Consider the following 15478-nt stretch of genomic DNA (forward strand, 5'->3'; position numbering starts at 1 on the left):
AGGTGTCCATGGGGTGTCCCCCCGCCCCGGGGAAGGGCATGGGGAACGCGGATGCCAAGACGTTGAAGAACAGCCCCCGGGCGGATGCCGGAACGCTGGAGAATGCTCGGCGAGCCGATGGAGCCGGCGCAGAGGATGATCTCCCGACGGGCCTTGAAGTCCTGCTGGCGCCCCTGGGCCATGGCGCGCACCGCCGTGGCGCGGCCGCCTTCGAGGAGCAGCCGCTGGACCTCGACGCCGGTCAGGACGGTGAGGTTGGGGCGTTGGGCGATGGGCTTGAGGAAGGCCTTGGCGGCGTTCCAGCGCACCCCGGCCTTCTGGTTGACCTGGAAGTAGCCGCAGCCTTCGTTGTCGCCGCCGTTGAAGTCGTCGATCCGGGGGATGCCGCTCTGTTCGGCAGCGCTGCGAAAAGCATCGAGGATCGGCCACGACAGGCGCTGGCGCTCCACCCGCCACTCACCGGCGGCGCCGTGCAGCGGGCTGGCCCCGGCGAAGTGGTTCTCGCTCTTCTTGAACAGCGGCAGGACCTCGTTCCAGCTCCAGCCCGGGTTGCCCTCGGCAGCCCAGCCATCGTAGTCGGCGGCCTGGCCGCGCATGTAGATCATGCCGTTGATCGATGAGCAGCCGCCCAGCACCTTGCCCCGTGGGTAGCTCAAGGCGCGACCTTGCAGGCCCGGTTCGGCCTCGGTCTTGAAGCACCAGTCGGTGCGTGGGTTGCCGATGCAGAACAGGTAGCCGACGGGAATGTGGATCCAGGGGTAGTTGTCGCGCCCGCCGGCTTCCAGCAGCAGCACCCGCTGCTCGGGATTGGCGGACAAGCGATTGGCCAGCAGGCAGCCGGCGGGACCGGCACCGACCACGATGTAGTCGAAAGCGTCAAAGGCAGGAAGCATCCGTGACCTCGTTGGCAGATTCTTATTAGCAGGCCGTCATCCGCGGCAGCCTTGTGCTTCATCCTAGTTGTTAGCTTTCGTCAAAAGAATGTTAATTTTTGCCCACCTGCTGTGCGTTTTCTAACAGTGTTCGCCTCAAGATATCGGCAAGGAATCCCCATGTTCGACTGGAACGACCTGCGCTTTTTTCTCGAACTGCAACGCAGCGGGCGCCTGCTCACCGCGGCGCGGCGGCTGAACACCACCCATGCCACGGTGGCGCGGCATATCGAGGCGGTGGAGAAGGCCCTGGGCACCGCGCTGTTCGTCCAGCACGCCCAGGGCTATGAGCTGACCCCGGCCGGCGAGGCGCTGCTCAAGCACGCCGAGGCCATGGAGAACGTGGCGCTGCTGGCCCAGGAGGAAATCACCCAGTCCAGCGCGCTGCTGGGCAAGATCCGCGTCGGCGTCACCGAGGGCCTGGGGATCAAGTTCCTCGCCAGCCGCATGGGCGGTTTGTTCGAGCGTTACCCGGGGCTGGAGGTGGAACTGGTGGCGGTGCCGCGGTTCGTCAGCATCCTCAACCGCGAGGCGGAAATCAGCATCCACCTGGAACGGCCCAGTGCCGACATGCTGGTGACTCGCAAGCTCACCGACTACCGCCTGGCGCTGTACGCCAGCCAGGCCTACCTGGACCGCGCGCCGCCGCTGCGCAATCGCGAGGACCTGGGGCGCCATGCCTGGATCGGCTACGTCAACGACCTGCTGTTCAGCCAGGAGCTGATGTTCCTCAACAGCTTTTGTCGCAACCCCCAGGTGCTGTTCCACAGCACCAGCGTCATCGCCCAGCAGGAGGCGGCCCGTTCGGGGCTGGGGATCGCGGTGCTGCCGTGCTACATGGCCGCCACGGATCGGCAGCTGGTGCCGTTGCTGCCCACCGAGAGCATCCAGCGCGCCTACTGGATCAGCACCCGCCGCGAGCTGCACAAGTCGGTGCGCCTGCGGGTGGTCTGGGACTACCTCATGGAGCTGTGCGCCACGCACCAGCCGGTTTTGCTGGGGACTTGAGAGGCGGTTACTTGCTGAAGAGCTTGAGGCACCACTCAACCGCGCTGACGACTTTTTCCTGGGTGTTACCTACCAAGTCTATCCATTCCAGCTGGTTTTTGAGTCCGCCGAGCAATCGGATATTGATGGTGCTGGTGGACACCTCGCGCAACGGCCGCAGCTTGCTCAGGGAAATAAACAACTGTTCCCGGCTTTCCACGATCATTTGCGCTCGATCGGCAAGGGACAAGGCTGTTTCCCGGCGTTGGCGATCGTCTCTGATCTTGTTCCTGATCTTACCGATCTGTGCCATCAGCTTCTCGGCCCGCAGTACTTGAGGGTCTTGCTGGAAGTCAGGGTCGGCATTGAAGGACAGTTCGTTGAAGATCTGCAACAGCCGCTTCGTTCCTGGGCATCGGTCGGCGATGAAACTCGCCACCATGTGGTGATCACTGTCGGTGCCTTGATAGCGCGACAGGAGTTTTTCCAGGACCTGGGTCAAGGTCGAAATGGATTCGTCGATTTCCTCGAGGGCTTTTTGCATGGGCGGCAGAGGCGATCTGAGGTCACCTATCTCGAGTTGCTGATAGGCGCTACGAAAATCCGGAGTGCGGTTTGCGATTTCATGCAACTGGGTCATCAACGCCAGCAGGCTTGTCGTGCTCCAATCGCTTCCCAGCGGCAGGACCACGGACTTGTCGAGTCCTTTGACCAGGACACACAGACAGGGTTGCTCGCTTGGGGAAATGGCAAAGAGTTCGGCGAATGCAGGAACGAACTGTGCAGTGGCTTTCGACGAATTCTTCGCCATCCTCTTGCGCAGGTCCTCCCAGCCTGGCCCCAGGTCCTGAAAAGCCTGCTCGTCTCGCAGGGCGTGTATGGGCTTGTTGCCAGTCTGCTGTGAAGGAAAGGCGCGGCCCGGGAACGCGACAACATTTCCTCCAGGTTGCTCGAGAATACCCAAGGTATTGTCAGTCGTCGGATCCAGCAGGATGAAGGCAACTTTGCGTCCCATGGCGGAATCTGCTTCATCCAGGTTGGCAATCAGCGACGCAAGCTTTTGCTGATCGGCGTCGCTCGGGGCAAGCATTACACAGAGTAATCGTTGTTCTATTTGCCGGGTGTGGAACCAGTCGACGAGTGCTTGTGGCGAAGCAGAGCTGATGAGCATTTCAATATCCTTATGAGCGTCCTGTAGGGACCATGCGCTACCGGTGGGTTACCAGTCGTCCATGATGGGTGATTCGGTTCAATGCGACAGTTGTTGCTTGAACTCTTGCTTGGAGGCCGCTCATTCTGCATGTAAACCGCTGATCGACCTAGTGACTCTCGCCGGCTTTTCAGCATGTGATTCACAACAGCGGCCCACAGTGGGCCGAGCGGCTGAGCAGGTCGCCGGCCTGGATATCGACGAAGCGCGAGCCATAGGACAGTGGCTTGAGTGCCCCGCGTTCCTGGCCCATGCCCAGGCCGCCAGTGGTGCGGGTCTCGCCGTCCTGCAACAGCGGGTCCAGGCGTGCCTGGGCAGCCACCAGGCGCAGGGTCACGGCCTGGCGCCGTGGCAGCTCACCGGCGAGCAAGGGGCTGGAGCGGTGCCACAGGTACTTGCTGAACAGCAGGGCATCGCCGGGCTCGAAGGCCTCTTCGATGCGCTGTCGCTCGAAACGCTCGGTCAAGGGGCCCGGGCTGGCGTAGGTCTGGCGCAAGAGCTCGGACAGCTCGGTGATCGACTCGCCTAGGGCCAACTGCTGGGCCAGCATTCGCGAAAACTGGAAGTTGCCCAGGGCCGAGCACAGCGACAACGGCACCCAGGCCATGCCGCCACCCTGTGCCTCTGGGCGTACCGGTTGCAGGGGCAGCCACAGGCTGTAGGCCGGGTCTTGGGGGCGGATGTAGCGAAAGTTCAGCGAATCGTAGTGCCAGGCGAAACCCGAGCGCCCCTGGTCCAGCTCGAAGCCCTGGGCCTCGCACAGGATCAGCCGGCTGTCGGTGAGGTAAGTCAGTACCTGGGCCAATGCCGGCTGGCCTTGGAGTTGCCGGAGAATGCCGTCCTGCTCCAGGCGGTGGGTCAGGCGGTTGAACCCCTCGCCAGCGCTGGCCTGGGTCGGGCGCAATTGCTGCTCCACCAGCTGACGCAACGTTTCGATGGCGGCGCTGGTCAGCAATCCCGGCAGCTTGAGGTAGCCCTGTTCGTGGAACAGCCGCCGCTGTTGCGGGTCCAGGGGCAGGGGATTGACCAGGCAAGGGGCGGGCGGCTGCGGCAGGTTCACGGGCGTATTCCATTACCGGGGACAAGTGCCTGAGTATGGACAGTGGCACCGCTGACCGAGCGCTGGATTCGACCTCGACCGGTGTTTAAGCGACACCTGCCACCGGTTGCTGTCGGTGCGCGGCCAGGCCAGGGCGAGTCTGTCGCCATTGGCACATCGAGCGCTGTCAGGAGTTGGGGCCGGCAGCTTGCAGGTCTTGCTGGCGGATGTAGGAGTCCTGGGTCCGGATGAACCGGTCGAAGGCTCTGGAGTTGTAGACCTGCAAGCAAGCGTGCAGCACGACCTTGCCAGGGCGGTGCTTGCTGTTGGCCGCGACCTGGTCATAAGCCTTGAAGACGTAGTCGGTGGTGGCGTCATAGGGGTCATGCAGGGTCGTGAGTGTGTCTTCGTCCTGCAGGACCTGATGCAGGCCAGCGCCCAAGACGCCATACATGCCGATGGCATGCCCAACGTCCTCGCCCATGGCCGAGCGCTCGGGAAACTGCCTGGCCATGCAGTAGGCCAGGCCATAGTTCTTCAGGGACTGGCGTGCAGCCGCCAGGTCCTGCGCGCCAGCCGGGCCCACGCCTGCCATCAGGCACAGCGCCAGCGAAAGCCTCTTCATCCTTGATCTCCTGAGTCATGGGCCGGCAGCGGCCGTTGCGGCGCCGATGGTCGAAGCCGCCATCGAGCTTGTCAATGCCCCGGCCCTGTCCATGCAATTGACGACGCACATCATCCCCAGCCCACTAATCCTCGACCGCCCGGGGCTGGGCTCGGCCAGGCCCTGCGGGCTGTTTCGCGCGGGCTTGTCGGCGAACGGCCAGTAGCAAGCCCATGGCCAGCAGGCCGGAGGCACCCGCCAGCAGCATGGCCAGGTGCAAACCGCTGGTCATGGCCGTGCGGTACAGCTCGCCGAACAGCGGGTCGTCCAGGGGCAACTGGTGTTCGGTCACCGCTCGGTGGGCCAGTTCGCCGGCATCGGCCATGCCGCTGGCCCGGGCCGATTCGCCCAGTACCTGGATGGCCCGGGCGCCCATCAGGCTGCCGAGCAGGGCGATGCCGATGCTCATGCCGGTCTGGCGCAGGGCGTTCATGCTGGCCGAGGCGATCCCGGCGCGTTCCGGCGGCGCGCAGGCCATCACCGTCAGGCCGGTGCCCGGCAGCGCCAGGCCCATGCCCAGGCCCAGCAGCCCCAGCAGCGAGCCCACCAGCCAGTAGGGCGTGTGGGCGTCGAATAGGGTCATGGCGGTCATCGTCAAGCCGACCAGACCGTAGCCGGCCACCATCAACCAGGGCAGGGGCACGCGCTGGTTGATGCGCCCGAAGCCGATGGCTACCAGGCCGGTGACGGTGAATTGCGGTAGCAGGCGCAGGCCGGTCTCGGCGGCGGACCAGCCCTGGATCTGCTGCAGGAAGATCGAGAAGAAGAACAGGCTGCTGTAGCTGGAAAAACCGAGGATGAACGAGGCCAGGTTGGCCACGGCGAACGGACGCTGGCGGAACAGGTCCAGGGGCACCAGCGGTCGCTGCACCCGCCGCTCCACCAGGGTGAAGGCCAACAGCCCCACGGCCGCCACCAGCAAGGTCAGCAGGGGGCCACGGCTGGCGAAGCCTTCTTCGCCGCCGAGGATCAGGCCATAGGTCAGGGCCGCCAGCCACAACACGCTCAGGGCCTGGCCCAGTGGGTCGAGGGCGGCGTGCTGTGGGTGCTTGCGCTCGCTGATGCCCCAGCATCCGAGGACCAGGGCCAGGAGGCCGATGGGCAGGTTGATCAGGAAGATGCTCTGCCAGCCGACGGACTCCAGCAGCAGGCCGCCCACCAGGGGGCCGAGGATCAGCGCCAGGGCACTGAACGCCGACCAGCCGCCGATGACATGGGCCCTTTGGCGCAGGTCGGGGAAGGCGTGGCTGAGGATCGGCATCGCCCCGGGAATCAGCAGTGCCCCGGCCAGCCCCTGCACGGCCCGTCCGGCCAGCAGTAACCCGAGCTCCTGGGCCAGGGCACAGAGCGCCGAACCCAAGGTGAACAACAGCACCCCGGCCAGCCAGCAGCGCTTGTGGCCGAAGCGGTCGCCCAGGGGGCCGGCCGAGAGCATGAAGGCCGAGAGGCAGATGGCATAGGCGTTGACCACCCATTGCAGGCCGGCCAGGTCGGTGGCAAGGGCCTGTTGCAGGGTCGGCAAGGCGACGTTGACGATGCTGATGTCCAGCGAGGCGAGGAAGGTCCCGAGGTAGGCGGCGGCCACCAGGGCCGGGCGACGATAGCGTTCCATGAAACATCTCCCGTGGAGGGCTGGAGAGGGGCGAGGCACTCAGGTTAGTATTTCGACTGACCGTCGGTCAATGGAAAATGATAAATATTCTCAACTCTCTTTTGCCCGGCAATTGCCCTAGACTGGCGGCCCTTGTCACCGCCCGGAATCGTTCATGATCGTGAAACGCCACAAGGCCCAGGAACCTGCCAGCGACCTGCCGCAGCCGCGGACCAAACCCGCCGAAGTGCGCCTGGAAGAATTGATGGGCGCCGCCCGCAGCCTGTTCCTGGAGCAGGGAGTGGAGGCCACCACCATCAGCCAGATCGTCGAGCGCGCCGGAGTGGCCAAGGGCACCTTCTATCACTACTTCCAATCCAAGAACGACATGCTGGCGGCCCTGGGCGAACGCTATACCCGGGACTTCCTCGAGTGCCTGGAACAGGCGGTGGCGGCCTGCGCCGAGGATGACTGGGTGGCGAAGGTCGGCAGCTGGATCCGCGCCAGCGTCCAGGCCTACCTGGCCACCTACCGCCTGCACGATATTGTCTACCCCAACCATCACCACCATGGGCGCGGCAACCCGGAGCGCAATGCGATCCTGCAGCAGTTGCAGGGTATCCTCGAAGGAGGGCGGCAAGCCGGTTGCTGGCCCCTGGAACAGCCGACGGTGATCGCCTCGCTGATCTATGCCGGGGTGCACGGCGCCACCGATGACGTGATCGCCGCCCGCCAGGAAGATGGCCAGGCCCTGGCCGACGCCATCGTCCAGGCCTGCCTGCGGATGCTCGGCGTGACCCCACCCTGAAGTTCTCCTCGGTACAACCCCGATGAAACACAGCAAACGCCTGCTCGGCGCAGTACTGGCCGTATTCCTGGCGTACAAGGGTTATGGCTGGTTCTACTACGGCACGCCCTACCAGGATCGCTACTACCGTGACGACCGGGCCTTCTACTACCAGAAGTACCGGCTGTTCAGCTGGCGCGCCAGGATTGCGACCATGACTATGCCCGGCGATGGCGACAGCTCGCGCTACTCCACCGCTGGCTACCTGCGGGTGTTCAAGGCCGATGGCAGCCTGGTGGGCGAGTCTTATGACCCGTGCATTGCGGTGGTGGAGGTGTCCTGGGGCAGCGAGCACGTGGTGGGCTTTGGCTGCGACGACCACCTGATAGCGTTGCCGGCCACGACCGCCAAGGACTGAAGCCCGGCGCGCTGCGGCCGAGTTGCACGTGGCCGCAGCGCAGGTTTCACAAGCCGTTGGCCCGGGCGAAGTCCAGCCGTGGGTCGCTGATGCGCGTGAGGTTCACCGCGGCGCCCGACCAGCGACCCTCCATCTCTTCGCTCAGGTGATAGCGGCTCAGGTCGTACTGGATCGCGGTGCTGCCCAGCTGCGGATGACCGACCCGGCTGGTGAGGGTCTGCAGCAGGCTGGAGATCAGGTACTGCAAGGGCGCCTCGCAGGTTTTCAGGCCGATCCCGTAGTCGAAGCCCTGGTCGTCGCGCTCGCGGAAATAGCCGAGGAACTCGCGTTTGTTCAGGCTCAATCCCAGCGCCCGGTTGAAGGCCTGGCGGCAGGCTTCCAGTTCTTCGCCGGCGACCCGAGGCAGGCCCAGGATGTTGTTGAGGTTCTTCAGGGTCACGCAGCCCTGGGTGGCGATCACCTCCGGCATCAGGGTCACGTCCTGCTCGCCCTGGCCAAGCTCGCCATGCCAGGCGTTGAGGCTCTGGCGCAAGGTGTCCAGGCTGCTGGCGGTATAGCCGTTGTAGCCATAGATGTAGGTTGGCGGCAGCAGTTGGTCGCGGACCGAGAAGGATTGCGCCGGGGGCAGTTCGGCGAACGGTTTGCGGTACATGAACTGGCTGTAGTGGTCCATGGATTCCGGGGTGATCGACACCTTGAGGTTGCGCACCGACTTGCCGTTCTCCAGGGCCTGGAACAACTGCGTTTCGTTGAGCTGCGACTTGACCTCCACCGTGGCCACCACGCCTTCGATCAGGTATACATCGGCCGAGCCGAAGGTGCGCAGGATGGGAAAGTCGTTGCGGTAGATGATCAGGTCGATCTGCCTGGAGATCCCGCCCTCGGCATCGACGATCTGCCCCGAGCCGATGCTGATGTTGCGCGGCAGGAAGCGTTGCAGCACATCACGGATGAAACTCTCCCGGGCGTCGCCCAGGATGGTCTTGTGGTCGGCGATGCTGCTGCTCACCGCAAAGCTGCTTTCCAATACCTTGGCGATGGACTTGGCCCACCTGCTGATGATTGCCATGGGGTCTTCCTTGTGGGGTTTGAGAGGGGCTCAGGGCAGCAGGTCGAAATGCGCGCTGGCCAGCCGTTCGCCGTTGACCAACAGGTGCACCAGATGGCGCCCGGGGTAGTGCCGGCGGGTGGTGAATTCACGGATCTGCTGCTGGCGGGCCAGTGCCTGGCGCGCCTGGCCGGGCAGGGTGAAGGTCTTGAGCTTGAACACCTTGGTGCTGGCGGCGCCCGAGGCCTTGATGTAGTCGATGGCGTAGTCCACCACCAGGCGCTGGGGCTGCGAGCTGCTGGAAACCAGTTCCAGCGCCAGTTCCAGGCGCTCGCCCAGGCGCAAGGCCGCGGGCGTGACGCTGAAGTGCGTTACCTGGACCTCGGCGCGGGCCCCGGCGCCGATCAAGGCCAGGGCCTGGCGCTCGCCCTGCTTGATCAGGCTGCGCAGGCCATGGCGGACGATCCAGGCGGTGTGCGGTTGCTCCAGCGGCCAGTCTTGCAGGCGTTGCAGCACCCACTGCGGATGGTCCTTGGTGATGTCGTTGAGGTGGTTGGCCACCGACTTGCGCACATACAGGCTCGGGTCGTTGCGCAGTCGCTCGAGGATCGGCGCCGCCAGCCCAGGTTCGGCCTGCAGGCGTTCCAGGCGGAATGACCAGGGCAGGCGCGGGCGGCTGCCTTCGCTGGCCAGGCGGCGCACGTGTTCGTCCGGATCGTGCGACCAGTCGTACATATGCTCCAGGGTCGCCGCCTGCTGGTTGACCAGGAACGGGCGCACGGCGAACTCCGAGGAGCCAAAACCGGTGAAGAACTTCAGTGCCGCCATGGAACGGGCGAAGTCATGGGCGCCATGGCTGGCCACGAAGTGCGGCAGGAACATGCAGACGAAGCGGCTGTCGAGCCGTGGCGCCAGGGCATACAGCAGTTCCAGGCTGTGCTCGTAGGGCCCGGGTAGCACCTGGTGCAGGCTGTCGCTGACCCGCGCCAGGCGCTGCATCACCGAGAGCTCGGCCAGGCCCTGGCTGGCGCGCTTGAGAAAGCCCGGGTGGTCGAACGCCGGATACACCTCGCGCATGGCGTCGGCGATATGCATTAGGCGTTGCTGGTTGAAGATTTCCTTGAGGGCAGGGGCAGCGTCGCTCATCGAGGGTTCCTGTCTGGGGAGGGAGGCCGCCCAATCTAGACCGGGCGGCTGACAGAATCTGTCAGGAGAGTGCTTCAGCGCATCGGCGGCAGCAGGTTCTCTTCCAGGCGTTCGTCCTCTTCGTCGGCCTCGAACAGGCGGGCCAGTTCGGCACGGGCTTCCTGGGCGGTCTGCATGACCTTGGCCTCGTCGTCGTAGACCTCATGCTGGGCGGCCAGCAATTGCTGGTCGTGCTGGGTGAAACGCTGGATCCGCGAGTCGGCCTGGACCTGGCTGAGCCCGAGGCCGATCAGGGTCCGGCGGCTCATCTCCAGGCTCGAGTAGTAGGTTTCCCGCACGGCCTGGGCGCCCAGGTCCACCAGGCGGTGCACGTGCTGGCGGTTACGTGCGCGGGCGATGACCTTCAGGTGCGGATAGAGCTTGCGCACCTGCTCGGCGGTCTTGATGTTGGTGTCCGGGTCGTCGGTGGCGATGACGAAGAACTCCGCCTGGCCGACCTTGGCCGCACTGAGGATCTCCGGCCGCAACGGGTCGCCATAGAACACCGGGATGCCGCCGCCGAAGCTGCGGATCAGCTCGATGGTTTCCACCGAGGTGTCCAGGGCCACGAACGGCACCTTCTGTGCCCGCAGGATACGCGCCACGATTTGGCCCATGCGGCCCATGCCGGCGATCACCACCCGCGGGTGGTCGGAGTCGATCCGGCGGTATTCGGCGGGCATCTCCACTGCTTTCGGCTTGGGCTTGAGCAGGCGCGAGCAGGCCAGCAACAGCAGCGGGGTCAGGGCCATGGACAGGGTGATGGTCAGCACCAGCAGGTCGTGCAGGCGCGCGTCGAACAGGCCCTGGTCGCGGCCGATCTTGAACACCACGAAGGCGAACTCCCCGCCCGCCGCCAGCACCACCCCGAGGCGGATCGCATGCTCGCGGTCCAGGCCACCGGCCAGGCGCCCGACCACGAACAACAGCGGCAGCTTCAGGCCGATCAGCAGCAGGGTCAGGCCCAGCACGGCCAGGGGCGCGCTGAGCAGCAGGCTGAGGTTGGCGCCCATGCCGACGCTGATGAAGAACAGGCCCAGCAGCAGGCCCTTGAAGGGTTCGATCTGGGCTTCCAGCTCATGCCGGTATTCCGAGTCGGCCAGCAGCAGGCCGGCGAGGAAGGCGCCCAGGGCCATGGATACGCCCACCAGGTCCATCAGCCAGGCGGTACCGATCACCACCAGCAAGGCGGTGGCGGTGGAGACCTCCGGCAAGCGGGTCTTGGCCACGATGCGAAACACCGGGCGCAGCAGGTAGCGGCCACCGACCACCACCACGGCGATGCTGCCCAGCACCTGCAGGCCGTGGCGCAGGTCCTCGGCGCTGCTGGTGTGGTGATCGACGCCGGCCAGCACCGGCACCATGGCGATCAGCGGGATCGCGGCGATGTCCTGGAACAGCAGGATGGCGAACGCCAGGCGCCCGTGGGGGCTGGTCAGCTCCTTGCGTTCGGCCAGGCTTTGCAGGCCGAAGGCGGTGGACGACAGGGCCAGGCCCAGGCCCAGCACCGCCGCGCTATTGAGTGTCTGGCCGAAGAGGAACAGCGCCACGCTGCCGATCACGACCCCGGTCAGCAGCACCTGGGCCAGGCCGACCCCGAATACCGCCTTGCGCATCACCCACAGGCGTCGCGGCGACAGCTCCAGGCCGATGATGAACAGCAACAGCACCACCCCCAGCTCGGAGATGTGGCTGACGCTCTGGGGATTGCCGATCAGGCCCAGCACCGACGGGCCGATCAGCACCCCGGCCAGCAGGTAGCCGAGCACGGCCCCCAGTTGCAGGCGCTTGGCCAGGGGCACGGTGACGACCGCGGCGCAGAGAAACACGACGGCGGCTTGTAGCAGGTTGCCTTCATGGGGCATCGGGGGGACTCCTGGTAGAACGGGGCGCAGGTGATGATAGAGGCTCGTCGATGACGATGAGCGGATGGCTATCGCCAGCCTGCGCCCGGATAAAAACGGCATGGGTGTTCTGAGACTGGCGGCGTGCCCGGCAAGGCACGTCGGAGTATATGGGGGACGCTGGAGCGCCGGCCGGTCAATGTGGCCACTGCTCCAGCAGGATCGCCACGAATTTTTCCGCGGCCGGCGACAGCGATGCGCCGCGGCGGTACACCAGGCCCAGGGTGCGGTTGACCACCGGCTCGGTCAGCGGAACGCTGACCAGGGTCGGGTGATCGGCGGCGGGCATGGCCAGGCTTGGCATCGCCGAAACCCCGAGCCCGGCCTCGACCATGCCCAGCGACGTGGACAGGTGCTGCACTTCGTAGAACCACTGGGGCCGCCAGCTCAAGCCGGACAGGGCATGATCCAGCAGCATGCGGTTGCCGCTTAGGCGGCCAACGCCGATCAAGCGATAGTCGCTGAGTTGCGACCAGGTCACCGAACGGCGTCCGGCCAGTTCGTGGTCGCGCCGGCAGGCCAGAACAAAGGGTTCGTTGACCAGTGGCACGAACTCGATGTCCGGGTGCTGGCCGCTCATCATGTTGATGCCGAAATCCGCTTCGCCGCGCAGCACCGCTTCAAGGCCCTCGTTGGCACTGAGGTCGAGCAGGCGGATGCGAATTTTCGGGTAGCGCTGGTTGTACAGGCGGATCACCGACGGCAGGAAGTAGAAGGCCGCCGTGGGGATACAGGCCAGGGTCACCTGACCGATCTGGCGTTCCGCCAGCTCACGGATGTTGAGGATCGAATCGTCGAAGTCATCCAGCAGGCGGCGGGCCTTGGGCAGGAAGTCGCGGCCGACGCTGGTCAGGCTGACCTTGCGCGTGGTGCGATCGAGGAGGGCGGTGCCCAGCCCCTCTTCGAGCTTTTTCATGCGCCGGCTCAGGGCCGGTTGGGACAGGTGCAAGGCGTCTGCCGCTTCGTGGAAACTCCCCAGTTCGGCGATTTTCACGAAAGATCTAATGTCCTGGAGCTCATATTCCATGCGGGCTTCTCAAGGCGGGAGTCGGGTGGGGCGCTGGCGGACACGATATTTGACTCATGCGTTGAACGCAATAATCTCTCTGATATTTGCATTGGAAACACATTTTAATCCCTGACACTCTTGTGCCCAGAACATCAATTACCTCGATTGATCAACAAGAGTCAGTATTCATGCAACGAATTCCTTGTGTGTTGATGCGCGGCGGCACCTCCAAAGGGCCGTTTTTCCTGGCCTGGGATCTGCCGGTGGCAGTGGCCGAGCGTGATGAACTGTTGCTCAACCTGATGGGCTCCGGTCACGAACTGGAAATCGACGGCATCGGCGGTGGTAGCCCGCAAACCAGCAAGGTGGCGATCGTCAGTCCGTCGCTGCACCCGGATGCGGATGTCGATTACCTGTTCGTCCAGGTCATGGTGTCGCAGCGGCGGGTCGATACCGCGCCCAACTGCGGCAACATGTTGTGCGCTGTCGGGCCTTTCGCCATCGAGCAGGGGCTGGTCAAGGCCAAGGGGGCACAGACCCAGGTGCGGATTCGCAACCTCAACACCGGCACATTGATCAATGCCCAGGTCCAGACCCCCGATGGCAAGGTCAGCTACGAAGGCGACACCACCATTGACGGCGTACCGGGCAGCGCGGCGCCGGTAGCCCTGACCTTTCTCGATGCCGCCGGCAGCAAGACCGGCCAATTGTTCCCCACCGGCCAGCCTCGGGACTTGATAGACGGCATCGCGGTGACTTGCATCGACATGGCCATGCCCATGGTGCTGGTGCAGGCGGCCTGCCTGGGCAAGCGCGGTGATGAAACCCCCGCCGAACTGGACGCCGATAGCGACTTCCTCCAGCGCCTGGAGAGCTTGCGGCTCAAGGCCGGCCTGGCCATGGGGCTGGGTGATGTCAGCGACAAAGTGATTCCCAAGCCGGTGCTGGTGTCCCGGGCCCGGGCGGGGGGCACCCTGGCGGTGCGCTATTTCATGCCCTACAACTGCCATCGGGCCCTGGCCATCACCGGCTCCATCGGCCTGGCTACCGCCTGTGTCACCGCTGGCAGCGTGGTGGCCGAGATGCTGGGCGGGGTCAGTGAACCGCGCCTGCATCAGGTCCGTATCGAACACCCCAGCGGGGCGATAGATGTCGTATTGTCCTACAGCGGAACAAACCCCGAAACCATCCGTGCTTCGGTGGTTCGGACCGCACGCCGGTTGTTTTCCGGGTATGTCTACGCGCCTGCTTCACAACGTCTTGCCGGTTAGTCGACGCGCTGTCGATCTTGATTGCATCAGTACAATTCTAAAAATGGGTGATGCCATGAAAGTAGTTAAATCGCTCTACTTCCAGATCCTCTGCGCGGTGTGCCTCGGGGTACTGGTGGGACACTTCTGGGCCCAGCAAGCCATTGCCTTGAAGCCGCTGGGCGACGCCTTCATCAAGCTGATCAAAATGATGATCGCTCCCGTGGTGTTCTGCACCATCGTCACCGGTATTGCCGGCATGAACGACAAGCGTTCCCTGGGCCGCCTGCTGAGCAAGACCCTGCTGTTGTTCCTGGGCCTGACGCTGATCAGCCTGTTCATCGGCCTGGCGGCGGTCTACCTGTTCCAGCCCGGCGCGGGGATGAACATCGACCCCACCCGGCTGAACACCCAGGGCTTGTCGCAGTACACCGAGTCGGCGGCCAAGCTGGGGGTGGTGGAGTTCTTCATGCACATCATCCCCGAGACCTTCATTGGCGCCTTCAACAAAGGCGAGGTACTGCCGGTGCTGTTTATCGCGGTGCTGTGCGGGTTTGCCCTGTCGTCCCTGGGCGAGCGCGGCAAGCCGGTGCTGGAGGTGCTGGAATCGGCCTCGCAGATGGTGTTCAAGATTTTTTCCTACCTGATGCGTTTTGCCCCCGTCGGCGCCTTCGGCGCCCTGGCCTTTACCGTGGGCCAGTACGGCATCACCTCCCTGGGCGCCCTGGCCAAACTGATCATGACCCTGTATGTCGCCTGCGGCTTCTTTGTCTTCGTGGTCCTGGGGGGCATTTGCCGGGCAAACGGCTTCAGCCTGTGGAAGCTGCTGCGCTACCTGCGTGAAGAGTTCCTGGTGGTGCTTGGCACCTCGTCCACGGAGCCGGTGATGCCGCGGATGCTGGAAAAGCTCCAGGCCCTGGGCTGCCGCAAGAGCGTGGTGGGGCTGGTGCTGCCCACCGGCTATTCGTTCAACCTCGACGGTACGGCGATCTACCTGTCCCTGGCGGCGATCTTCATTGCCCAGGCGTGCAACATCGAGCTGAGTGCCGGTCAGGTCGTCACCATGCTGGCAATCATGCTGCTGTCGTCCAAGGGCGCCGCCGGGGTGACCGGCAGCGGTTTCGTGGCCCTGGCCTCGACCCTGACGGTGATTCATGACATTCCCCTGGCGGGCCTGGCGTTGCTGATCGGCATCGATCGCTTCATGTCCGAGGCCCGGGCCTTGACCAGCCTGGCCAGCAACGCCGTGGCAACCGTGGTGATCGCCCTCTCGGAGCAGGCCTGCGACCGCCAGGTGCTGTTGCGCACGCTCAATGGCCAGCCGCTTGCGGCCCAGGCCGCTGCCGCCGATGACACCCCAGTGGCCGCCCTGGCGAGCAAGCTCGGCTAGACCGGCCGGCTGTACCGCTTTACCCCACGTACCGACTCAACACCTGTGCCGGGCGCCCTTGATC

General features: G+C 64.7%; 14 protein-coding genes. 5 read left to right on the forward strand and 9 right to left on the reverse strand.

Annotation, left to right across the window (positions count from 1 at the left end):
- A partial coding sequence (locus ACK6AU_RS22850) for a GMC family oxidoreductase (RefSeq protein ID WP_409301541.1) occupies positions 1-893 on the reverse strand: 893 nt, incomplete at its 3' end.
- Between the two features lie 159 nt (positions 894-1052).
- Here ACK6AU_RS22850 and ACK6AU_RS22855 point away from each other — a divergent pair.
- Complete coding sequence (locus ACK6AU_RS22855; protein ID WP_185700256.1) at positions 1053-1940, forward strand: LysR family transcriptional regulator; 888 nt, start codon at positions 1053-1055, stop codon at positions 1938-1940.
- A 7-nt stretch (positions 1941-1947) separates the two neighbouring features.
- Here the strand turns inward: ACK6AU_RS22855 and ACK6AU_RS22860 are convergent, their stop codons facing one another.
- The 4 genes from ACK6AU_RS22860 to ACK6AU_RS22875 form a co-directional block, all read right to left on the reverse strand.
- On the reverse strand, positions 1948-3090 hold the full coding sequence (locus ACK6AU_RS22860) for a hypothetical protein (RefSeq protein WP_185700257.1): 1143 nt from the start codon (positions 3088-3090) through the stop codon (positions 1948-1950).
- 181 nt (positions 3091-3271) lie between these two features.
- Positions 3272-4189: a phytanoyl-CoA dioxygenase family protein gene (locus tag ACK6AU_RS22865; protein ID WP_409301544.1), complete on the reverse strand. Its 918-nt coding sequence runs from the start codon at positions 4187-4189 to the stop codon at positions 3272-3274.
- A gap of 166 nt (positions 4190-4355) precedes the next feature.
- Complete coding sequence (locus ACK6AU_RS22870) at positions 4356-4793, reverse strand: hypothetical protein (protein WP_185700259.1); 438 nt, start codon at positions 4791-4793, stop codon at positions 4356-4358.
- 124 nt (positions 4794-4917) lie between these two features.
- Positions 4918-6444 (reverse strand): MFS transporter, encoded by a 1527-nt coding sequence (locus tag ACK6AU_RS22875; RefSeq protein WP_409301546.1) that lies wholly within the window; start codon positions 6442-6444, stop codon positions 4918-4920.
- Between the two features lie 154 nt (positions 6445-6598).
- Here ACK6AU_RS22875 and ACK6AU_RS22880 point away from each other — a divergent pair, with 154 nt between their 5' ends.
- Positions 6599-7231, forward strand: coding sequence for a TetR/AcrR family transcriptional regulator (locus ACK6AU_RS22880; protein WP_409301548.1), 633 nt, complete (start codon positions 6599-6601; stop codon positions 7229-7231).
- A gap of 22 nt (positions 7232-7253) precedes the next feature.
- Positions 7254-7628 carry a hypothetical protein gene (locus ACK6AU_RS22885; RefSeq protein ID WP_185700269.1) on the forward strand — a complete coding sequence of 125 codons (375 nt, stop codon included), beginning with the start codon at positions 7254-7256 and terminating at the stop codon, positions 7626-7628.
- A 46-nt stretch (positions 7629-7674) separates the two neighbouring features.
- Here ACK6AU_RS22885 and ACK6AU_RS22890 read toward each other — a convergent pair whose 3' ends face one another.
- The 4 genes from ACK6AU_RS22890 to ACK6AU_RS22905 all read right to left on the reverse strand — a co-directional run bounded on the left by ACK6AU_RS22890 (position 7675) and on the right by ACK6AU_RS22905 (position 12792).
- The gene (locus ACK6AU_RS22890; protein ID WP_185700270.1) at positions 7675-8697 is read right to left on the reverse strand and encodes a DUF6602 domain-containing protein; all 1023 of its coding nucleotides are present in this window, start codon (positions 8695-8697) and stop codon (positions 7675-7677) included.
- Between the two features lie 30 nt (positions 8698-8727).
- Entirely contained in the window at positions 8728-9822 is a 1095-nt protein-coding gene (locus ACK6AU_RS22895) for a DNA alkylation repair protein (protein WP_409301551.1), read from the reverse strand.
- A 74-nt stretch (positions 9823-9896) separates the two neighbouring features.
- Entirely contained in the window at positions 9897-11726 is a 1830-nt protein-coding gene (locus tag ACK6AU_RS22900; protein ID WP_185700272.1) for a monovalent cation:proton antiporter-2 (CPA2) family protein, read from the reverse strand.
- 175 nt (positions 11727-11901) lie between these two features.
- A complete protein-coding gene (locus tag ACK6AU_RS22905; protein ID WP_185700273.1) occupies positions 11902-12792 on the reverse strand; it encodes a LysR family transcriptional regulator in 891 nt (296 codons plus the stop codon).
- 170 nt (positions 12793-12962) lie between these two features.
- Between ACK6AU_RS22905 and ACK6AU_RS22910 the strand changes: the two genes are divergently transcribed.
- Positions 12963-14045, forward strand: a complete 1083-nt coding sequence (locus ACK6AU_RS22910) for a 4-oxalomesaconate tautomerase (RefSeq protein WP_409301553.1) — start codon at positions 12963-12965, stop codon at positions 14043-14045.
- 43 nt (positions 14046-14088) lie between these two features.
- Positions 14089-15414: a C4-dicarboxylate transporter DctA gene (gene dctA, locus ACK6AU_RS22915; protein ID WP_185700275.1), complete on the forward strand. Its 1326-nt coding sequence runs from the start codon at positions 14089-14091 to the stop codon at positions 15412-15414.
- The last annotated feature ends 64 nt before the right edge of the window (positions 15415-15478 follow it).

The sequence above is a fragment of the Pseudomonas sp. KCJK8993 genome, from assembly GCF_046230915.1.
In the GTDB taxonomy this organism is placed as follows: domain Bacteria; phylum Pseudomonadota; class Gammaproteobacteria; order Pseudomonadales; family Pseudomonadaceae; genus Aquipseudomonas; species Aquipseudomonas piscis.